Source organism: Trichocoleus sp. DQ-A1 (genome assembly GCF_039961955.1).
GTDB lineage: Bacteria > Cyanobacteriota > Cyanobacteriia > Cyanobacteriales > FACHB-T130 > FACHB-T130.
This window is the reverse complement of the sequence record NZ_JAMPKE010000028.1, coordinates 45,741-66,453: the sequence shown is the minus strand read 5'-3', so window position 1 is coordinate 66,453 and position 20,713 is coordinate 45,741. Positions and strand designations below refer to the sequence as shown.

At 44.5% G+C, this 20,713-nt stretch carries 15 protein-coding genes; 10 read left to right on the top strand and 5 right to left on the bottom strand.

Annotated elements, in window-relative coordinates; genetic code table 11:
• Positions 1–104: 104 nt before the first annotated feature.
• Complete coding sequence (locus tag NDI33_RS21250; RefSeq protein WP_190675795.1) at positions 105–716, top strand: hypothetical protein; 612 nt, start codon at positions 105–107, stop codon at positions 714–716.
• Positions 717–941: 225 nt separating this feature from the next.
• Here the strand turns inward: NDI33_RS21250 and parA are convergent, their stop codons facing one another.
• Positions 942–1,601 (bottom strand): ParA family partition ATPase, encoded by a 660-nt coding sequence (gene parA / locus NDI33_RS21245; RefSeq protein ID WP_190675793.1) that lies wholly within the window; start codon positions 1,599–1,601, stop codon positions 942–944.
• A 218-nt stretch (positions 1,602–1,819) separates the two neighbouring features.
• Here parA and NDI33_RS21240 point away from each other — a divergent pair, with 218 nt between their 5' ends.
• Positions 1,820–2,215: a hypothetical protein gene (locus NDI33_RS21240; RefSeq protein ID WP_190429881.1), complete on the top strand. Its 396-nt coding sequence runs from the start codon at positions 1,820–1,822 to the stop codon at positions 2,213–2,215.
• A 129-nt stretch (positions 2,216–2,344) separates the two neighbouring features.
• On the opposite strand, the gene NDI33_RS21235 is transcribed toward NDI33_RS21240, so the two are convergent.
• Positions 2,345–2,518: a hypothetical protein gene (locus NDI33_RS21235; RefSeq protein ID WP_348245664.1), complete on the bottom strand. Its 174-nt coding sequence runs from the start codon at positions 2,516–2,518 to the stop codon at positions 2,345–2,347.
• Between the two features lie 7 nt (positions 2,519–2,525).
• On the opposite strand from NDI33_RS21235, the gene NDI33_RS21230 reads away from it, so the two are divergent.
• The gene (locus tag NDI33_RS21230; RefSeq protein ID WP_347275896.1) at positions 2,526–3,209 is read left to right on the top strand and encodes a site-specific integrase; all 684 of its coding nucleotides are present in this window, start codon (positions 2,526–2,528) and stop codon (positions 3,207–3,209) included.
• A 44-nt stretch (positions 3,210–3,253) separates the two neighbouring features.
• On the opposite strand, the gene NDI33_RS21225 is transcribed toward NDI33_RS21230, so the two are convergent.
• On the bottom strand, positions 3,254–3,706 hold the full coding sequence (locus NDI33_RS21225; protein WP_190675810.1) for a DNA cytosine methyltransferase: 453 nt from the start codon (positions 3,704–3,706) through the stop codon (positions 3,254–3,256).
• Between the two features lie 1,066 nt (positions 3,707–4,772).
• Between NDI33_RS21225 and NDI33_RS21220 the strand changes: the two genes are divergently transcribed.
• The 3 genes from NDI33_RS21220 to NDI33_RS21210 all read left to right on the top strand — a co-directional run bounded on the left by NDI33_RS21220 (position 4,773) and on the right by NDI33_RS21210 (position 8,643).
• The gene (locus NDI33_RS21220; RefSeq protein WP_190675789.1) at positions 4,773–7,793 is read left to right on the top strand and encodes a HEAT repeat domain-containing protein; all 3,021 of its coding nucleotides are present in this window, start codon (positions 4,773–4,775) and stop codon (positions 7,791–7,793) included.
• Between the two features lie 293 nt (positions 7,794–8,086).
• Positions 8,087–8,278 carry a hypothetical protein gene (locus NDI33_RS21215; protein WP_190675787.1) on the top strand — a complete coding sequence of 64 codons (192 nt, stop codon included), beginning with the start codon at positions 8,087–8,089 and terminating at the stop codon, positions 8,276–8,278.
• Between the two features lie 182 nt (positions 8,279–8,460).
• Positions 8,461–8,643, top strand: a complete 183-nt coding sequence (locus NDI33_RS21210; RefSeq protein ID WP_190675785.1) for a hypothetical protein — start codon at positions 8,461–8,463, stop codon at positions 8,641–8,643.
• 10 nt (positions 8,644–8,653) lie between these two features.
• Here NDI33_RS21210 and NDI33_RS21205 read toward each other — a convergent pair whose 3' ends face one another.
• Positions 8,654–9,646 (bottom strand): hypothetical protein, encoded by a 993-nt coding sequence (locus tag NDI33_RS21205; protein WP_242033135.1) that lies wholly within the window; start codon positions 9,644–9,646, stop codon positions 8,654–8,656.
• A 202-nt stretch (positions 9,647–9,848) separates the two neighbouring features.
• Here NDI33_RS21205 and NDI33_RS21200 point away from each other — a divergent pair, with 202 nt between their 5' ends.
• The gene (locus tag NDI33_RS21200) at positions 9,849–13,127 is read left to right on the top strand and encodes a HEAT repeat domain-containing protein (protein WP_190675781.1); all 3,279 of its coding nucleotides are present in this window, start codon (positions 9,849–9,851) and stop codon (positions 13,125–13,127) included.
• 14 nt (positions 13,128–13,141) lie between these two features.
• On the opposite strand, the gene NDI33_RS21195 is transcribed toward NDI33_RS21200, so the two are convergent.
• Positions 13,142–15,568, bottom strand: coding sequence for an NACHT domain-containing protein (locus NDI33_RS21195; protein WP_190675779.1), 2,427 nt, complete (start codon positions 15,566–15,568; stop codon positions 13,142–13,144).
• 114 nt (positions 15,569–15,682) lie between these two features.
• Here NDI33_RS21195 and NDI33_RS21190 point away from each other — a divergent pair, with 114 nt between their 5' ends.
• The 3 genes from NDI33_RS21190 to NDI33_RS21180 all read left to right on the top strand — a co-directional run bounded on the left by NDI33_RS21190 (position 15,683) and on the right by NDI33_RS21180 (position 20,519).
• Positions 15,683–16,078, top strand: a complete 396-nt coding sequence (locus NDI33_RS21190) for a hypothetical protein (RefSeq protein WP_190675777.1) — start codon at positions 15,683–15,685, stop codon at positions 16,076–16,078.
• Positions 16,068–16,502: an HNH endonuclease signature motif containing protein gene (locus tag NDI33_RS21185; protein ID WP_190675775.1), complete on the top strand. Its 435-nt coding sequence runs from the start codon at positions 16,068–16,070 to the stop codon at positions 16,500–16,502. Before NDI33_RS21190 ends, NDI33_RS21185 begins: the two co-directional genes overlap by 11 nt.
• 141 nt (positions 16,503–16,643) lie before the next feature.
• Positions 16,644–20,519, top strand: coding sequence for a HEAT repeat domain-containing protein (locus NDI33_RS21180; protein ID WP_190675773.1), 3,876 nt, complete (start codon positions 16,644–16,646; stop codon positions 20,517–20,519).
• The last annotated feature ends 194 nt before the right edge of the window (positions 20,520–20,713 follow it).

The following is a 20,713-nucleotide window of genomic DNA, read 5'->3' as shown; positions in this document are numbered from 1 at the left end:
TTTGAAATTTTTGCTCAGCTTTTTTGTTGAAAAAGCTTTGTTTTTAGTATAGGTAATACCTAGGTATTACCTATACTAAAAAGACAACTAGGTTTTATTCAGACATGAGTAATACAGGGCGCAACAAAAAACTAGCATCGTTCAACTGCGATCAGGATCTGTGGACAGGGTTCATGCGCCGATGTCAGGAGAAAGGCACGACAGCAACAGCTACCCTTACCCGATTACTTTCGCTCTACTTAAATGGGGAGCTAGACTACCTTGATACTTTCCAAGGTGAAGCGGGAGGCAAGGATGAACCCCTAGAGGAACGAGTTAAGGCTTGCGTTCGTGAATACCTAGACAACTACCTAGTAGCTTATCAAGGTATAAATAGCGAGTTACATTCTACAGTGATTTGCCTGTCGGACAAGATAAAATCCGTGGAGGAACGTTTAAACACAACAAAACGCCGCTCTAATACAAATACAAAGGAAACAAATCCTCCCCAAGAACGCGAGTATTGGTTTATTAAGGAAAGAGCCAAACATTTGGGGTTAACTATTAGTGCCAATCAAATTATTCACATAGAGTTGTTTGCGTCAGATGCTTACAAACAGCAACATGGAGAACTCCCAAAGAGGCAACTGTTGAAAAATACTTACGCTTTTGCTATTCCTGTCGCCGATGTGGATATTCTAGATGCTGCTATTAAAAAAGTGACAAAACAACCATGACAGATGGATTTAAAAATATTTTTTAAAGAAATGGCTGAACCCATTGCGGTAGCAGGAAAGTGCGCTCGCACTTTCCTCAGTTTTAGCTTATAACAATGGGAGCTATCGTTCCGAAAAAGCGGATGCCATCTCATATTCAGGTGGGTGTAACCTAAGCTATTATTTGAGCTTCTGTTAACTATCGCTACCCAGTTATAAGAGTCTAGGTTAACCGGCTAACCTGTCTCAAACGTGCAGAATACCCAAGACCTCATCAGTTAAGCTTTCTATCTCTTCTATCGCCGCTGAAGCTTTGCTGCCAAAGTTGTGTACTGTCTGCCCAAAGACAGCCGACTGCCGATAGACTTGCCGATGTCCCAGATAAGATTTGGTCAGTTCAATCCCAAACTCCGGCAGAACTTCTAAACTTTCCTGAGCTAGGGTCGTATTGGGCTGGCACTGATTCATCACTAACCGAGCCTGTAGAGACTCATTAATGATACTCACGTTAACGATAACCTGGCGGATACCGACTGCTGCCCACATATCTAGTGGGGAGGGGATAAGTGGCACTAGCGCTAAGTCAGCAATCAATAGGGCGCTCTGGGGAACGGGAGAATCCGCCGCCGGTGGACAGTCAATGATGATGCAGTCATAATCATTGATGAACTTTTTGACCTCCCGGTGAACCTTGGCATTAGCAGCACTCAAGCCGACTACAGATGCTGGGAACGGAGTTTCATCCTCGGCTGAAGCCGCCCAGCGAGTTGCTGTACCTTGGGGATCTGCATCCACCACGAGAATTTTATTTTCCCGTCGGGCTAGAGATCCGGCAAGCTGCATACTAATAGTAGTTTTGCCTGAACCACCCTTTTGATTCACTACAGCAATGATTTTCGCCGTCATGGGATTCAAGAAATAAACTGTATATATAGTTTATAGTTTTTATATTGTTTACTGAGTTTTCCGATTCTTGCACAAACACCGGGATACATAAACACTATAAACTATATATACAGTTTATAGTGTTTGTAAAGTTTATAGTGTTTATAGTGTTTACTCAGTTTTTTAGGATTCCTGTACGCTTTTAGGATTCCTGTACGCTGACGAAGAGAGGAGGGGCGATGACCAAAAAAAATATGAAATTAGCTCTTAATGCTTCTCTCAAAGCAGAGGATGAAGCAGTGAAGAGCCGGTTTGAGAAAGCTGAGTCTTTATTAGGGGATGGGGTTGAAACCAACAGGAAGTCGGAAGTGACTCCTCAAGTTGAGGCTCAGAGCCGCGAGGAACAAGTCAAGAAGGAGCGAGTGATTCGGGATAGCTTTACCCTGCCCTGTGAAGATTATGAACTAATTTCAGCCATTAGACAGCGATGCCTCAATTCAGCCGTCAACGTGGCTAAAAGTGAGGTGATCCGCGCTGGTCTTCACGCTCTCAACGATCTACCTGATGAAGCTTTGCTGAAGGTCATTGAGAGCCTCACGAAGATCAAAACAGGAAGACCGGCAAAGAGAGTGTAGACTGACATCAATAGACTGACTGCACTACACCCACCTATCCATGCTGAATTTTCTGGCACCAGGGGCCAGGGGCTAGCTACTTGCAGTAAGCAAGGCATGTTAATTCCTATGACCACAACTAATTAACTGCTAACATTTGAGCAATTCTTGGACGACGATGGTATAGACAACAGCTATGAGTGGGTTGCTGGTCAGGTCGTGGCAGCTAACCTGTAGACCCAAGAAAGGGTTGAAACCGGCAAGAGCGATCGCTCTTGATAACTGAGAGAGCTTCGCCCTTACTACGGTAAATTTCATAGGCATGGGGGGTGTGCACTTGAAAATAGATCGTCACGGCAAAGCCAGGTGTTTAGAAGCCGCCGAGATTCAGTTACTTTTTGACGAGGGGCTGCAAACTATTGCTCATCGCTGCCTCTTCGGGATTTGCTTGTATACGGCAGCAAGAATCAATGAAGCCTGTACTTTGCGTCGGGTAGATGTCTTTGATAAATCTAGGCGAGTCAGACCGTCTCTGATTATTCGTAAAGCTAATAGTAAAGGCAAGCTGGCAACAAGATGTGTGCCTATTAGTGAAGACTTAAGGGAATTGTTAACCGAATACAACCCGCCCGCCCATCAAGGGTTTCTGTTTCCAGGTCGTCATGGGCGAGGTCATATTCGCCCCGATTCCGCTTCACGGATTTTAAGAGAAGCTATGAATCGCATCGACCTAGAAGGTGCCAGTACGCATTCATTTAGAAGAACGGCGTTGACGATGATGAGCAATAGCGGGGTGCCGCTGCGAATTATTCAAGCCGTGAGTGGGCACCGCAGCCTAGAGGTGTTAGAAGAATATTTAGCTGTAGGCGATGAGCAAGTCAGGGGGGCGATCACGGTGCTAGCGCAGTTGTCTTACGTCAAGAAATTAGACAATGTTGACGTAGATCAGATGTTGCCAGAAGCGTGGCAGACTGATGAAACTATTGAGCCTAAAGATAGCGATAAATACCCCTGAGACGCTCCGTTCTGACGGCACGCCACATATCTCGGCTCAATGCCTTATTCTTCTGTGGTGATCGCTGTTTTTGTACTTCCCATTTTGATGGGTAACACAAACAGCTTTCGGTGCATCGACCGTACTGCGTCGAATGCAGAGCGCAAATTGACTTGAACAAACGGATACCAGCCTACCCGGCTTTGTCCCGGTGGTAGCCCTAGCGCTTTTCCCCTTGCGGCTTTGACAATCAACCGCTTTCGAGACTGAGAAACCCCATAATCTGCCGCATCCAGCACCCCTGCTGTTATCTGATATCCCAACCCTATCAGCTCATCTTGAATAATCTGCCATGATTCTGATTGTCGGTACCGCGATACGTTCTCCAGCGTGAAACATTTGGGCTGCGACTGCCGTAGCCACTGCGATACGGCAGTCGCAGCTTCGCGGTCCACTGATTGATCGGTGCCGTTTCCTAAGGCATTACTAAAGTTTGAGCAGACTGGAGAAGCGTGCAGATAATCCGGCTAGGCGAATTCGGGGAAACCAGCAAGAGCGAGTTCTTGAACCGTTTGCTAAATTACCTTAGTGCCATAGGGTTTGAAGTTCAGCGATAAAGAGGCAGCAAGTGCGGCAGAGAGTTCTGTTAGATTGGGGTCGCATTCCACGCTCAAGACGGGTCTAACACCAGCCATGACCATGCCAGCTTCTACACCACCGCCTCCAGCAAACAGTACAATAGCCGTTGGAGCATCATCCGGTAGGGTGGGAGCATAACCTAAATATTTGAGTACCTTTTGGCGTTTTTGACCGTCAGTGGTTTTATAAGTTTCGACCAGGTAACGGTAAGGTTGTCTTTTAATAATCTTGGTTCGGATAAAACCGAATGGAGTGCCTAACTACAGTGGCATATTAGGCATCATAAAGGAGAGAGACCGATCTAACTGAAACATGGTTCCAGTTCTTCGGTGGTATTTGAAGGTCGGGAAACTGAAATTCCGGTCATTGGACTCAAACATGCAACGCCTGGGAAGCGAAACCTAATTCCGGTCTACGAGATTGAAAGGTTATCAAGATCATCGCCAGTTAAGCGAGTTAAGCAGAAATAAGCGTGAGAAGTGCTGTTCTAAATAGTACTGCTAAACCGGAAACCCCTGAGCCGCCGGGATATATTTCTAACTGGGTTAACGGTCATGATGTCACATCGGCATAGCTGTGCTATTTGCTCGTAGGTTACTCCCCATTTCTCGTAAAATTGCCTAGTGGGCAGTTGCAAAAAAGCTCGATAAGCCGCCGTTCGCAAGCACATTGAGCGTATTGCTCAGACCTTTGAAAAACAAGCTGAAACTACTGCACAGCTCGTCAGAATTGTTGAGCAAATCTTAAGTAGCCGGAATGAATAGAACAACTGCTTAGCTCTTAGTCTGGCTGTAGTAGCTTGAATCGCCTCATCATTCCACTCCACGTAAAGGCGATCGCTCTTTTTCGAGTTGATGTGGGGCGATCGCCTATTACATCATTCTTTTTAAGCTCCCACCGCTCAGGACACCGCTCAAAATAGGACAAGCAGGGAAAGGCTGAGAGATGACCACCCCTGATGAGCTAATTGCGATTCTTAACCGTCTCCTCGATGGCAGTCGAGAGGAGACGGATATTGAGCAGTTTCGGAATTGGACTAAGACAGGCGATGCTCAGACTGTTATTCAGCTTGTCATACAGCTTGGTAAGTACAACACTAATATTGGTGAGGGTCAGGGAATCGAAATTGGCGATCGCTTAGATACTGAGCTTCTCAAAGAAATCCGCGATTTGGTGCGATCGCAGCAAGCTTCCCAAACTCCTGCCCGCTCTTCTGCCTCAGTATTAGAGATTGACTGGCACACCATCAGTCGAAATCTCCTCTCAGAACATCGGCACTTGACCACGAATCAGATTGTGGCGGATCGGGATATGCACCGCGAACTGGATGAGATGTATGTCTCGCTGGCGCTGGTGGAACGCAAAAAGCCAGAGCGGCAGAGCGAGCAAGCCCGGTTATGGCAGGACACAAGCCTGTCTGAGCCAGAGTACAAAGAGAAACAGCTCTTTGAGCATGAGCAGTTTTTGCAAGACGTTTTGAGAGCGGGAAAGGGTAAAAGCCAGGGAACGCGGATTACCATCATTGGAGAGCCAGGGGCAGGAAAAACGACGCTCCTGTGCAAAATTGCCTTCTGGTTGGCAGAGAGTTCGGAAGACATCCCCATTCTGATTTCTCTAGCAGATTTGCAGGAGCAGAGTCTAGAGGACTATCTGCTGCAAAAGTGGCTCAAGGATGCGCTGAAGGTGGTGCGAGTCATGCCCCAGCAGGAAGAGGCTATGCGATCGCTGTTTGAGCGCGGTCGAGTGTGGTTGCTGTTGGATGGCGCAGATGAGATGACGACGGGAGCCTACTTGCGATCGCCGCTACAGACTATCCAGAGCGAATTGACGGGTTGGGTGGGGCAGGCACGGGTAATTTTGACCTGTCGGCTGAACCTTTGGGATGCCATTCCGAACGCTCTGTTGACTCAGTTTGAAATTTACCGCACCTTGCCATTGAGTTACGGAGATAGCAAGACTTCTGACCAAGTGGGAGAGTTCATTACCAAGTGGTTCAAAGGCGAGCAACTGGGGCAGGAATTACGTCAGGCGCTAGAGCAACCCGGCAAAGAGCGGATTAAGGACTTGGCAAAAAATCCACTGCGGTTGGCATTGCTGTGCCGTACCTGGCACTTGTGGCGAGAACAAGGGGGCTTGCCGGACACGAAGGCTAAGCTTTACCAGGGGTTTGTAGATGATTTTTCTAACTTTTACGAATCACGACCAAACAAACCCCACGTCAAGAAACAGCAGCGCAGGAAATTAAACGAAGCGTTAGGAGAACTTGCTAAGTGGGCACTCGATCGACCAACTGCTCGATTTCGATTGCGCCTGTCTCAATTTCCCGAACCACTGGCTCAAATTCTTGGAGATGAGGATGAGGAAGGCTCTCTACTCTGGTGGCTGGTTTCAGAGCTAAATTGGTTGGTTAACATTGGCGATTCAGCAGAAAGTCCTGGTGATGCCGTCTATACTTTTTTCCATCCTACATTTCAAGAATATTTTGCTGCGTTAGCGATAGACGATTGGTACTTTTTTCTCAACCACATCCCTGAGAATCCTAGTCATCCTGATGCCAGTTACCGCATTTTTGAGCCGCAGTGGAAGCAAGTCTTTTTACTCTGGGTGGGGCGACAGGATGTAGCTAAAGCTCAGAAGGAGGTATTCATCAAAGCTTTAGTGGAGTTTCAGGATGGATGTCGGGAGTGGCTTTTGGAGTACAAGGGCTTTTATGAGTATCGAGCGTATTGTTTAGCAGCAATGGGAATTGCTGAGTTTAGAAAGTGTAGCTGGGCTGATGAAATTATCTCGCAACTGCTCAGATGGGGTTTTGGTTATTTCAATGCCAGTATGCAGCAGTGGGTTAGAGAAGGCTGTCCGAGTACAGAGTTAGCGATGGCAGCATTCCAAGAGACTGCTTGCGACCTTGTGATTGCAGCGCTGATTGAGTTGATAAACACCACTCCTGATGACTATACCCGTATTGAAGCGGCTGTATGTTTAAGTAAAATTGACTCTAGCCATCCCAAAGTGCTAGGCACTCTGCTTCAGCTTATTCACACCAGTCCCTCTCTGGATACACGTAGGTGGGCAGCTTCGATGCTGGAGAAAATCGGCACAGACAATCAGAAGGCAATCGCAGTGTTGGCTGAGCTGGTAGACGAAAGTGACGATGAGTTCATCCGTGATGGAGCCTCTTTTAGCTTGGGGAAAATTGCTCCAAACCACCCCAAAGCTGGCAAGATTGCCGAACCTACCTTGCTTTTAGAGTATGTGAAATTAGGGAAGATAGATATTGGCAATCCTGAGTGGATTGCGTGGCTAGTTGAAGAGGTACGTGCCAGTGCTAATGAGTTATACCATTTTGCTCTGGGCTTGCAGGGTAGCCATGAAGATGAGGAGATGGAGAGCATCTTAGAAAGGGAAACCTTGGTGCAATATAATCAACTGGTCTTTAGGTGTTCTCAGGCACTTCTGAATTTGAGATACATCGCTCCCGGACACCCCGAAGCAATATGGGTGTTGATTGACGTAATTCACAGCAGTGTCAATGATTACATCTGTGCAGAAGCGATTAGAAGCTTAGGGCGAATCGGTAAGAGGACTCCTGAAGCGATCGCGCTGCTGATTGACCTCATTCGCAACAGCCAGAATTTCAGTATTCGTTGCCGAGCTGTTCAAGGTTTGTGGCACACCGAAACAAGCCACGAAAAAGCAATATGGGTGCTGATTGACGTGATTCGCACTGCTCCCGATGGGCAAATCCTTATTGAAGCCGCTCGGAGCTTAGGGCAAATTCTACAAAGACATCCGGTGGTGTCAGCAATCTCAGTTTTGAAAGACTGCCTACCTACTCAAATTTGCAACAATAAAGATTTTGCTCTCTACCAGAAGTGCTACGAGGTTTTGTGGTGCTGCGCTCAAACCATGCCTTACCCAGCCTTCTACAAGGCTTGGCATAGGCAGGATATAACTTTCCCATTCTGAAGCAGGAGATTACAGTCTTCTATACCTACTTTGCAATAGACTGTCTGCTCTACTATACTCTGGCACTTTTAGTCTGGAGGAGGAGCGATCGCCGTATCATTCAGCCGTACCTCCTAAAGCCTTGAAGCTCTCTTTGAGTACGGAGAACAATGCAATTATTTCTCTGAAGCTGGTTTGAGAACGTAGAGAGCCATTTTCTTGAGTGCTTCTACTTAATTTACATTTTTTTTGCGGATTGCCTGCCTAATACCACGAAAGGTATTTAGGCATAGTTTAACAACCAAAGTCTTAACATGGCTGCTTTCAATCAGTTTAAAGAGGAACTAGATAAGCTGCAAAGCCAAGGGGATAGCATCGACCCAGTACTTGAGAAGCTAGCGCAGGAATATAGTAAGCAAGCTGATGAAGCTGACAAACTATTACGGGAAAAGCAATCTATCGAGAGAGATAGCCGCAATTCTAGCCAAAACACAGAAAGTTCCTAACTAAAGCTTTGATTCAGAGCAAAAAATTAGCAACTCTTAATTTCTCTAGGCAATGCTATTCAGCTCGTATCAGTACTTGAGACAAAAGGCTTTAATCCTTATAACTTCTGCTGATTTATCCGGATTTCACATCAAATGCCTGAATAACTAAGCGACAACCGATAAATGCAGTAACTGGAAGCATGGCTCCTTACGATCAGTTCGAGAAAGAACTAAGAGAATCGATGCGTCAGGGGTGCAATCTTGATGAAGCCTTTGAACAGTTAAAAATAAATTATACACATTTAGCTGACAAAGCAGATGAATTTCTTAAAATCAAACAAAAGATTGCAAGGGAAATTAGACAAGCTCAAAAAAATAACTAAACGCGACAACTCAATAGTATGAAAGCCTCAAAATAAGGTAATTTATGTAATCTTTGATTTGTTCAACAATTTCTTTAGGTAAATGAGAAGGTAGCATTTCTTTAATAAAAGAAAATCCTATTTCATAAACATGGCTATCAAAGACTAAGGGGATTTCTGGCGAGTCTAGAATATTGTACCTTCCCAAAGAAAGGGAGTGACTGACTTGTTCTAGAAATTGTTCTATCGAGAAGTAGAAGTCATCAATTTGCTCGGGTGACGTATTGCTTTTAATTTCAGGACATCGATTCAGCGCACGCTTCCCCGCACTTTTGGCTAATTGAGCTATATTTTTATCTAGCCAAGCCGAAGCTTCTCTGCCAACTTCTAATTTTATTTCAAACTTTTTAACTATCTCAATTTTGCTTTTAATGAATTTTATTTGGTTGTTATAGTCCTGCTGGTAGCTAACTCCTATCAATTCTGTTTTAGATGACTTTATATCCTCTAGTTTTTCCTCCAAAAACTGCACTGCTTCCTGAAGTAAAGTCTTGGTTCTTTTTGCTGTTTCTTTTAGCTCTTGATTAAGCCTACTTAAAGATTGGACTTGAATTTTTAAGGTATTAAATTCTTTTTCTTGCTTTGCAGAAAGCTGTCCTACTTTACGTATCTCTTCTACAGCTTTCAATCTAGAGTTAATCAACTTAATAGACTGGATATCCAAATCTAGTTCTTCTAACTCTTCTTCCTCTGCCGTTTGCTCAACGTGTCTGCCACTTAGGGGTAGTGTTTGGATCGCCCCAGTCAGAGCTTGAATTGCTTTATCGCTCCATTCCACATAAACGCGATCGCCAATCTCTAGACGTGTCCCCTCACCAACATTGACGTTATACTTGCCCAATTGAGAGATAGTTTCGCGATCGCCCTTGCCTAGCAACTGCCGCAGAACCTTAATATCTTCAAGGGTGTGCGCGTTAGCTTCAATCCGATCAATAATTGCACCCAGGTCATCAGGGGTTGTCATACTCAACTTAGAGCTTAAGAATGAAGCCTGATTTAGGCTTGAGTAGCCGAGCGAACACTTCCTTTTTTCTTCCGCAGATTTTACTCTATTGTCTTTCCCTTACCTGGCAATGTCAAAGTACTGAGTACAAGCACTTACACTTTTAGAAAGTTGATGGGCATACTGGAATTAAGCAGAGTGCCCCTAAGTTAATCTCCACTAGATGCCTACCCCTAATGAGTTGATAGCGATTCTCGATCGCATTCTCAATGGCAGCCGAGATGAGTCAGAAGTTGCCCAACTGCGGCAGTGGCTCAAATTCAGTGGCACGACGCTGCAATTCGTCTCTCAGGATGGCAAGTTCAATACGAATATTGGGCAGGTGCAGGGGGGCGAGATTCATATTGGCGATCGCATTTACCAAGTTGACGTTGAAGCACTCCGGGAACTCCTCCATACCACGACTCCTTTGCCCAACATTGGCTGGCACGCCCTCAGCAAAGCGATGCTGGAGGAGCAACTGCGGCTCACCACCAACCCGCTAACCAGTGGCGAGGGGATTAGCTATCGAACCGAGCAGGTGTATGTGCCCTTGGGATTGGTGGAGCGCAAGCGGCAGACTCGGCGACGGGAGGATGTGCCGCCAGAGCAGGGTTCGTTGCTGTACGAAGAAACTGAGATTACCCAACGGTTTGAACACGAGCAGTTTCTCGAACAGGTATTGCGGCAGGGGCAAAGTCCCAAAAGTCGGGGGAAGCGCCTTGCCATCATTGGCGAACCGGGAGCGGGAAAGACGACGCTGTTGCAGCAGGTTGCCCAATGGGTGACTCAGCAGGTAGAGGGAGCGATCGCGATTTGGGTGTCGCTGGCAGATTTGCGGGGGCAAGAACTAGAACCGTATTTGTTGGAACGATGGTTGCAAGCGGTTGTCCGGAAGCAGGGACAAGCGGAAGCCTCTCGACAAGTTAAGGATGCCTTTGTTGCCCAGTTTCAGCAAGGGCGAGTGTGGCTGTTGCTGGATGGGGTGGATGAAATGCAGGTGTCATCGGGCAATCCCTTGGCAGAGATATCGCGGCAGGTGCGGATGGGAGGATTGCTCTCGCAGGCGCGAATTGTGCTGACTTGTCGGTTGAATCTGTGGGATGGCAACCGCAATGCCCTGAATACGTTTGACACTTATCGCACGCTGGAGTTTTCCTATCCGCAGCAGGTGGAGCAGTTTATTGGGCAGTGGTTTGAGGCATTGCCAGAGGAACAAAGGACGCAGGCGGAACGGTTGTGTGCGGCACTGAAGGCACCGGGGAAGGAACGGATTCGGGATTTGGTGAAGAATCCGCTGCGGCTGACGCTGTTGTGTTTCAACTGGTATTTGGGGGAGGGGACGCTGCCTGAGACAAAGGCAGGGCTGTATGAGCAGTTTGTGGCGGATTTTTATGAGTGGAAGCGGGAGCATTTTCCGACGACGGCAGAGCAACGCAGGCAGTTGAATGCAGCATTGGGTAAGTTAGCGCGGGAGGCAATTGACAAGGAAGAAACCCGGTTTCGGCTGCGGCATGACTTTGTCTGTGAGTTTTTGGGTGAGCCGGATGAGGAAGATTCGTTATTTCATTTGGCGTTGCAGTTGGGCTGGTTGAATAAGGTGGGGGTGGATGGGGAGAATCCGAGAAAGGCAGTATATGCGTTTTTCCATCCCACATTTGAGGAGTATTTTGCTGCACTAGCAATTAATAATTGGCATTTCTTCCTCAATCACATTCCTGAGAATCCAAACTATCCGAATGCAATTTATCGAGTTTTTGAGCCACAATATAAGGAAGTTTTCTTGCTTTGGCTAGGGAGAGAAAATATTCAGTGTCAAGCCAAAAAGAACTTGCTTAATGCCTTAGTTGACTTTGGTGATCGATGTTGCAATTTTTACAAGTACCGTCCCTACTGTTTGGTAACATCAGGCATTACAGAATACAAAGCTTTTTCCAAGGCAAAATATGTTATTACAGAAGTCGTAAAATGGAAATTTGGATATTTGCCTGTTAATTTTGATGGAAAAAATTATATTTGTTTTTTCAATCTCAACCCGGTTGGAGATATAGCAGAAGCCGCTTTAAGAGAGACTGATCGAGTACTACTAATATCAGCTCTCATTGACTTGATCGAAAAAAATAAGAATGGATTGTTTCATAAAGAATGCCTCGGTTTTCTAAAGATGCTTAACCCCCAGGATTCTAGGTTTGTAAAAATATTAAATAATTTATTATTCAGAGAACCAAACGAACAAACTCTTAAAGAAATTATTGAAAATTTAGAGCTTATAGAAAGTGATTCTCTTGATATCCAAAATACACTGGCTGATATCATCAGATCTACAGAAAATGAAAAAATTCGTATCCAGGCTGCCGAAACGCTTCTAAGAATTAGCTCTGGAGGCTCACTGGAAGCTACAAGAGTTCTATTAGATTTGCTAGAACAAAGCAAAGATACTTACTTAGTACAGCAAATAAGTCTTGTTATCAAAGAATTCGGATTAAAAAATAGAGCTTACCAAGAGCTTATTGTTAGGATTGATAACAGCGACAGTGAAAAAATAAAACTAGAACTTTGCTGGAAGCTTAGTAAAGTCGATCCAAAAAATTTGAAACTCAAATTTTATTTAGAAAATATAGCTGATGCCACTTTTAGTAATGAGATTCGGGTGAATGCAATTATTCTTTTGATTGGAATAGGCATTAACAACTCAAAGCTTATCAGAGTTTTGAAAGAACTAGCTGAGTCTGAAGATAATCTTGAAATCAAGAGAGCAGCAATTTTTAGCTTGGGCGAATTGACTCAAACAACTCCAGAGGCTACAAAAGCTCTTGTTGAACTGCTACGTGCAAGTCAAGATACTGCTACTCTAGTGATTGCCTCAGAGATGTTAAGCTGGCACAATTGCAGAAATGCTGATACAATTTCCGCCCTCAGTCAATTAATTGATACAAACAATGAACCAGCAGTTAAGTATCATGGTGCCGAATGCTTAGGCGAAATTGACCCCGGCAATATAAAAGCTACAGGAGCTTTCATCAAGCTTCTAAAGGAAGAAACGAGCGATGAAGGCATTCAAGTCTACGCTATAGATAGGCTGAGTAAGATTGGCAATGGGAGTCAAGAGGCGATTTGTACTCTAAGAGAAATCGTAGATAGTAATCGCCGTGAAAGAGTTCGCCTAGAAGCCGCTTGGAATTTATGGTTATTTTCAGACTTTCCTCAAAGACAAATGTACGATTTTTTAGTTAATCAGTTATCAAAGTCCGAAGATATAAGTACTATTGCTGAGATTTCTTTACGGCTTAGGTATATTGTAAAAGAGCAACTAATGCCAAACCTAGTCAAGAAACTTTCATCTATAGCGATACAGCAAACAGATGACATTCAAAAACTGAAAATTATATATACAAATATTATTTGGTGTGCCTTGAAAATGCCTTACTTAGACTTCTTTAATTCATTGATAAGCCTTGATTAAGCTGTATAAATTCCCTACTCTAACTTTTCACGTTTGCGTTTTTCGATTTCGGCGATCGGTAACAATAATGTATCCTCAATTTCTTCCCTTGCTTCATCGCTCACCACACAACCGCTATTCAGGCAATCCACTAGCAATTTATTGGCATCGTAATACTGCTTGAGTAATTGTTTTTTGCAATCACTGAACTGCCAATCTTGACCAATATTGCGATATTTTATTATGGTAAATCTTAATTGCTCAGTCCATGCTTGACTATTAGTTTGCCACCATGTTTTTGCTCTTTCGTCTTTATTTGGTTCAGGAAGTTGGTACTTGAGATTTCGCAAAATTTGATCTAGCTCAGGGTCAAGACTACCAGGACGGCTCAGATCAATCGAAAGCTCACGCGCTAGCTTTGAATCAGGACAAGCAGGATCAGTAGCATTTTTAACATTGTATATTATGAAGTCACTAGCAATGCTGAGAGCATTGGAGAGAGAGCGGTCTAAGGCAAGGTCATAATCAAGATCAAGAGCATATATACCTTTAGCGACTTTAATAGCACTAAGTGTCAGTTCATCTGGAGGGGGAATGGAAAGAGCAACTGCACGAGCAGAACCGTGTTGAAAATCAAGGGCAAAGGCAAGGTCAAAATCAAGTCCGTTTCCATAAGGAACGTAAAGGGTAGAATTAGCAACAAAGTAAAAAGCACGAACAGCAGCTAATTTGTAAAAAGTCTTGATTGAGAGATGTTTTTGGTTGAGCCAGTCAAGAAACTGCTGTAATTTTTGGTCTTTAGCTGTGATAGCATCAACATTTTCCTTCATCAATCGCAGCAATTGATTAGTATTGTTTACCATTTCAACGGCTAGCAAAAAAACTTCTCGCCAGTGTTCCTCTTTAATGTGGCTGACTAAACTTTGCCAATCAGCATAATCAACAAACCATTTCGCAGTGAAATATTCCTGAAACGTCAGGTGTGAAAATGACCAAACCTTCTGCGATCGCTCAATCAACAACCCATGCTGCACCTCGATCGCCCTCAACACCGCCCGACTATCCCGCCGCCCAATCTGCAAAAACTCCGCAATATACTCCTCAATTTCCGCCTGCTCAAACAACACATATTGCTCTTGCTCAAACTTCTTCACCGCCAGATAGCTCAATAGCTCCAGCTTCCGCTCCACCGACAAATCCCGATAAATCTCATCCCGCTCAATCTCCCGCGACTTGTCCCACTGCTCTAGCAGTAACTCCAACCCCTCTTCATAGAGCTTGGAACGCTTCGAGTAAAACTTCCCCGTCTGACGAAATACTGCACAGGTCAAACTCAGCAAAATCGGCGTAATCGCCAACTCCCGAATTGGCTTATTCTCCTCCAAAAAGAGCAGCCCCAGAAACTCCTGCGCCTTCGCCAGTCCCGCCGACTTATCCCCCATCACCGTCATAAACCAGTGTTCGGTAAATGCCAGCACCTGCGGCTCATTAAAATCCGCCACCTCCACATAATCAAACCGCTCAAACCGCGATTCCTGGCTCTGCGTTCGACATGTCACAATCACCTGCACCTGCGGATAGGCACGAGCAAACCGCTTGATTTCATAAGCAATTTTCTTCCCATCCTCCCCCGTCACCTCATCCAACCCATCCAGCAGCACCAGCGCCCGACCTCTATCGAGCACCAATTGAGTTTCTGCATCCGATAACCGCCAGCACCGCTCTAGATAACGCTCCAGCGAATAGGCAACCTCACGCCCATCCTCCACAAACTCTCGCAGTTTAATCAACACTGGAATCCGGTGCGCTTGTAAGTTTCCTGCATGGCACTCAGTAACTACTCGCTGCAAATACGTAGTCTTTCCGGAACCCGGTTTACCCACTACCATCAGGTTCGTATTCTTCGCCAGCACCTCCAGCCCCGACACCCGTTGCCGCTGTTTGCCCAAGCCAATGCGCTCCAAACTGCGATTGCTCGAATACCCCTGCATCCCTGTCGTGAAGTCCTGCCACAGGTCATCCAGTTCGGACTTCCGACTACTGCTCACCTCCTCCAGAATATTGACATCCACAAACAACTCACCCAGCGGCACCCAACGATCCACGCCCCAAAGCGGCATCGTGCCATGCAAGCATTGAATATCATCGTGCAGATGCGATCGCACCTGTTGCACCAGCTCATCAACTGACGCTAATTGAGGTGTAGGAGTTTGAGTCGTGGATTGAAGCTTTTGAACAACCTCAATCAGGGCTTGAATCGCTTCCTCATTCCAAGTAACGTAAGTGCGATTGCCAATGTGAATATCCTGTCCTTGACCAATGTTGACGTTATACTTACCCAGTTGCAGTAAATCTTGGCTGCGATTGCTCAGGGCAACTCGAAGCGCTTCAACATCAGTCGCCGTCTGCGTTCCCGATGCAATCCGCTCAATGATGGTGTTTAACTCATCAAAACTCATCATTACTCAATGTTTGGCAAGGGCGATTCACACTCTAGACAGCTTGCTCCAATGTAACTTCCGTTGACTGAAACCACACTGCTAAACTATGAATTAACCATTACTTAGGCATGGGCAATGCCTCCTACTACTGATATTCGCCAAAGAGCGATCGCGCTAATCGGGCAACTGCCTCAAGACAAATTGATGGCTGTTGTGCAACTATTGGAATTTTTAGCGGAACCGCCTCAGTACAGTACAGTTAGTGCCCAGGAAGCACAGTTGCTTGAGGCGATCAAGAACCATCTGCCTGAAGACGAGCAGACACGCTTAGATACGTTACGCGATCGCTGTGAATGGGGTGAACTGACCGAAGCTGAGCATCAGGAACTGATTAGTTACGAAGACTTGCTAGAGCAACAGAGAGTAGAACGTTTAGAAGCTCTGATCGAGCTAGCGAAGCTCAGGAACATTGACCTGATGCGCTTAAACCAGCAAGTTCAGTCGAAGTCCCAGCCTTCCCATGCCGTCTGAATATGAACGAATCCCTACAGCACTGAGACAGGACATTGCTCAACGGGCAAAGAATCGATGCGAATACTGCCGTTGCCCGGATGCGTTCTCTCCTGACAGCTTTACAGTCGATCATATCAAGCCTCGACAACTAGGCGGAGCAACCATTGCGGAAAATCTAGCCTGGGCGTGTTTCGGCTGTAACGGTCGTAAATACACCCGGACTGTTTACCCCGATCCACAGACTGGACAAGAGATTGCCCTGTTCAATCCTCGCCAGCAGATTTGGGCAGAGCATTTTGCTTGGAGTGAGGATTTGACTCAAGTGATCGGTCGAACCCCTTGTGGTCGTGCAACCATCGCAGCGCTTGCACTCAACCGTGCAGGTGTAGCTAATCTTCGACGCCTGCTTGTCTTAGCCGGACTGCATCCACCTGATGAGTAATCGAAGGTTGCAATAAATCTCTAAGTGCTGAAATCACACAGACACGCTTTAACACATCGCGCCTGACGCATCTGTCTGGAGGGTAGAAAATTAGTGCAGTTATGATAGTGGCTACAGGAATGTTGAGTGATCGCCCACTAGATGCCTAACCCTGATGATTTAATAGCGATTCTCGATCGCATTCTCAATGGCAGCCGAGATGAGTCAGAGATTGCCCAACTGCGGCAGTGGTTCACAGTCAGTGGCACTACGCTGCAATTCGTCTCTCAGGATGGCAAGTTCAATACGAATATTGGGCAGGTGCTCCAGGGCGAGATTCACATTGGCGATCGCCATTACCAGTTTGACCTTGAAGCACTCCGGGAACTCCTCCAACCGACGACTCCTGCGCTTGATATTGACTGGCACGCCGTTAGTCAAGCGATGTTGGAGGAGCGACTGCTACTCACTACCAACCCTCTAATGAGTCGTGAGGGGATTAGCTATCGAACCGAGCAAGTGTACGTGCCATTAGGATTGGTTGAACGGAAGAAAATACCTCGCCGTAAACGGGATGTATCTCCAGAGAGAGGTTCGGAACTCTATCGCGAGGGTGGGGGCGAAGAGCGTGATGCTGACATGGTGGAGGAAATAGAAGTTACTCAACGGTTTGAGCATGAGGAATTTTTAGAGCAGGTTATACGACAGCGAAAAAGTCAAAAGAGTCAAGGCAATAGAATTGCGATTATTGGTGAGCCAGGGGCAGGAAAAACGACTCTCCTTCAGCAAATTGCAAAATGGATATGTACAGAATTTCCAGAATCAATTGTTATCTGGATATCGTTAGCAGATTTGCAGAGTAATACGTTAGAGAGCTACCTGGAAAAAACCTGGCTGCAAAGCATCATTCGTGAAGCAGGGGGAGCGAAAATCTCTGAAGCAGATGAACGCAACTTTTCAGATCAATTTAAGCAGGGGCGGGTCTGGCTACTGCTGGATGGTTTGGATGAAATACAGTTTCCTGGAAATTCATTGAGTGAAATTCAACGTCAAATTCAGGAGGGAGGATGGTTGCGGCAGGCACGCTTGATTTTGACCTGTCGGTTAAATCTATGGGATGGAAATTACAATTCATTAGCTGGTTTTGATACGTATCGTACTTTAGATTTTTCTTATCCCGCACAAGTAGAGCAATTTATTCAACAATGGTTTGCACCACGAAGAAAGAAAGATTTAGGGCAGGCGCTATGTTCTGCATTGAAAGAACCAGGGAGAGAACGAATTCGAGATTTGGTTAAGAATCCATTACGATTGACTCTCCTATGTTTTAGTTGGTATCTACAACAAGGGAAACTACCCGAAACTCAAGCAGAACTATATCAAAAATCTATAGACCGATTTTATGAATGGAAGCAGGAACAGTTTCCAACAACATTCACACAAAGAGAGTCTCTGAATCATGCATTAGCAGAACTATCTTGGCAAGCAATTGATGATACTGATAATCGACAACAGGCTCGATTTAGATTGCGTCACGACTTTGTTTGCCGCCACTTGGATAAACCACTATCACAAGGACAAAAAACACTACTCGACTTGGCGCTGGGAATCGGTTGGTTAAATCAAGTTGGTGTGGATGCTGATGATCCGGAGCAAAGAGTTTATGCTTTCTTTCACCCAACTTTTGAAGAGTATTTTGCTGCTATTAGCATTAGTGATGGAAAGTTTTTCTTCAACCCCATTCCCAAAAATCCTATGGCAAAGGAGGCCATCTATCGAATTTTTGAACCTCAGTGGAAACAAGTATTTTTGCTGTGGTTAGGACGTAAAGATGAAACACTAAAATCCAAGAAGGAGGCATTAATTCAATCTCTAGTAAACTTTAGAGATCGCTGTGGTGGATTTTATAGTGACCGTGCTTTTCTTCTGGCAGCCATAGGAATTGCAGAATTTAAGGATTGCTCTTTTTCTGATGACATTATTAATCAATTAATGGATTGGAAGTTCGGAAGTTCTAATTTGCTGAAACGTGGCTGGGAGTTGTTTTTAAGTCCTGGAAAAGTCAATACGAGACAAAGCTATGCTGAAATGATACTTAGCAGTACAGATTCTCAAAAGGTGATTCAGGCGCTAACAAAAGTCTTAGAATCAACCTTCAGTAGCTTATGCTATCAAAAAGTGTCCCAAGCACCAATCCGAAAACTATTATGGAACCTAATATTAATTCCAAATTTAGATTCCTATTCAAGCTTAGTTGGTCTTTTAGCCAAATATTTTTTTATTCAAGATGCAAATACCTCTTGGAGTGCAGCTCACGACCTAGAGAGAATAAACCCAGATAACGAAACAGCAGTTCAAGTATTAAGACTTTTACTAGAAATTACGCAAAATAAAAATAATTACAATATCAGAGTTATTCGAGAACGAGCGGTGAAGAGTTTAGGGCAATTAGGTTTTGATAATGAAAATGCCATTCAAATATTAGTATGGGTGCTAACGACAGATAAAGATGCGCGCCTATGTGAAAAAGCAGCAGATAGCCTTGGAGAAGTTAATGTTGGTAATGAGACTGCTATTCAAGCACTAGCATGGGTGCTAGAAATCATTCAAGATAAAAGTATCCTAAAAGAGACGGATTGGGATGCTGTTGATGCCGATCCTTTCGGGAATAGTCACTATACGTACGTTAGCGCACATGACATCAGTTGTAGTGCAATCAAGAGCTTAGGTAAAATTGGTGTTAGTAATAAGATTGCAATCAGGGCATTGGTAAGGATAATAGAAAGCACACAGGACGAAACACAAGATACCCTTTTGAAGGTAGGCAATCCTGCTTTTTGGCAAGCAATTGGAAGTTTAGGAGAGATTGCCGACGGTGATGAAACTGCGATTTTAATACTAGTCAAAATAATAGAAACAACTCAAGATGAAAGTATCTTTTCTCTAACAACTGAAAGTCTAGGAAAAATCAGTATAGGCAATGAAACTGCAATTAAGGCATTGGTGCGAGTGATAGAAACAACTCGAAACGAAACCGTTTGTTGTAGTGCAGCTGAGACTTTAAGTACAATCGGCACCGAAAATGAGCTTGCAAAGCAAGCATTAATATGTTTACTAAAAATTGCTCAGGATGAACTCACTCGCCTATACGCAGCCTATAGCTTAGGTAAAATTGATCCGGTAAATGAGATAGCTATTCGGGCATTAGTGCATTTACTGGAAACAACTCGAAGTGTTTATGTGTATTTAGTCGCAGCTCTTAATTTAGGTTTAATCGATCCAGATAAAAAAATAGCAGTTTCTTCATTAGTACAGATTTTAGAAACAACTCAAGATGAAGCTATCTTTCTTACAGCAGCAGAAATACTATGTACAATCAATCCTAGTAGTAAGATAGCAGTTTCTTCATTAGTACAGATTTTAGAAACAACTCAAGATGAAGCTATCTTTCTTACAGCAGCAGAAATACTATGCAAAATCGATCCTAACAATAAGACAGCAATCCCGACACTGCTTAAGATTTTAAAAGTTACTAAACCGGAGAAAAAATCCTATAAAACTGCATCAGATGTCTTAATAAAAATTGGCGTTGGAGATAAAGTAGCCATTCAAGAATTAGCGTGTATGCTAAACGCACCTAGAGACTGGGATAATTTTTCAACCGCATTAAAAAATTTAAGTGCAGTCGGCGTTGGTAATGAAACAGCATACTATTTACTACTAGAAATCTTGAAAACCAGCCGGAGTATTACCATCCAGCAAGTGGTGGCAAAGAATTTGAATAAAATCAATGCTATTGGTGATATGACAACTCTAGCACTTGTGCGCTCTCTGCGTCGTCGCACCCTAGCAATAAAAGAACTCTATCAACTTATGGTGAAATGTGCTGAAACCAAACCTTATAGAGATTTTTATCAAGTATTCAGATCATACCCGTGGACATATTGGATTTACAGAAATTTAGAGCTGCTTTGTGTAATGATCAAGCGTTCCCCACTTGAGTTTTACTTCAGGGTTTTTAATTTTTGGGAGTATTGACTTATGGTATTGTCGTTACCCGTTAGCCACATGAGTACTTGGAAAGCCAGGATTGCCTAGCCCAAAACTCTTAATTCTCCATGATCGACAACCTTGACTTACGCAAAAACTTGATCGCTTTCGCTTCATTAAATGAAGTGTCGCCAAGATTTAGGAATTTTCCAACCTCTTCATCAGTCTACACAATTTCGTTA

What these genes read in the sequence shown, in the direction of transcription:
- NDI33_RS21250 (WP_190675795.1), top strand. Translation starts at nt 105, where the DNA reads ATGAGTAATACAGGGCGCAACAAAAAACTAGCATCGTTCAACTGCGAT.
- NDI33_RS21200 (WP_190675781.1), top strand. Translation starts at nt 9,849, where the DNA reads ATGCCTACCCCTAATGAGTTGATAGCGATTCTCGATCGCATTCTCAAT.
- NDI33_RS21210 (WP_190675785.1), top strand. Translation starts at nt 8,461, where the DNA reads ATGGCTCCTTACGATCAGTTCGAGAAAGAACTAAGAGAATCGATGCGT.
- NDI33_RS21215 (WP_190675787.1), top strand. Translation starts at nt 8,087, where the DNA reads ATGGCTGCTTTCAATCAGTTTAAAGAGGAACTAGATAAGCTGCAAAGC.
- NDI33_RS21195 (WP_190675779.1), bottom strand. Translation starts at nt 15,568, where the DNA reads ATGATGAGTTTTGATGAGTTAAACACCATCATTGAGCGGATTGCATCG.
- parA (WP_190675793.1), bottom strand. Translation starts at nt 1,601, where the DNA reads ATGACGGCGAAAATCATTGCTGTAGTGAATCAAAAGGGTGGTTCAGGC.
- NDI33_RS21185 (WP_190675775.1), top strand. Translation starts at nt 16,068, where the DNA reads ATGCCGTCTGAATATGAACGAATCCCTACAGCACTGAGACAGGACATT.
- NDI33_RS21235 (WP_348245664.1), bottom strand. Translation starts at nt 2,518, where the DNA reads ATGCCTATGAAATTTACCGTAGTAAGGGCGAAGCTCTCTCAGTTATCA.
- NDI33_RS21240 (WP_190429881.1), top strand. Translation starts at nt 1,820, where the DNA reads ATGACCAAAAAAAATATGAAATTAGCTCTTAATGCTTCTCTCAAAGCA.
- NDI33_RS21205 (WP_242033135.1), bottom strand. Translation starts at nt 9,646, where the DNA reads ATGACAACCCCTGATGACCTGGGTGCAATTATTGATCGGATTGAAGCT.
- NDI33_RS21180 (WP_190675773.1), top strand. Translation starts at nt 16,644, where the DNA reads ATGCCTAACCCTGATGATTTAATAGCGATTCTCGATCGCATTCTCAAT.
- NDI33_RS21190 (WP_190675777.1), top strand. Translation starts at nt 15,683, where the DNA reads ATGCCTCCTACTACTGATATTCGCCAAAGAGCGATCGCGCTAATCGGG.
- NDI33_RS21220 (WP_190675789.1), top strand. Translation starts at nt 4,773, where the DNA reads ATGACCACCCCTGATGAGCTAATTGCGATTCTTAACCGTCTCCTCGAT.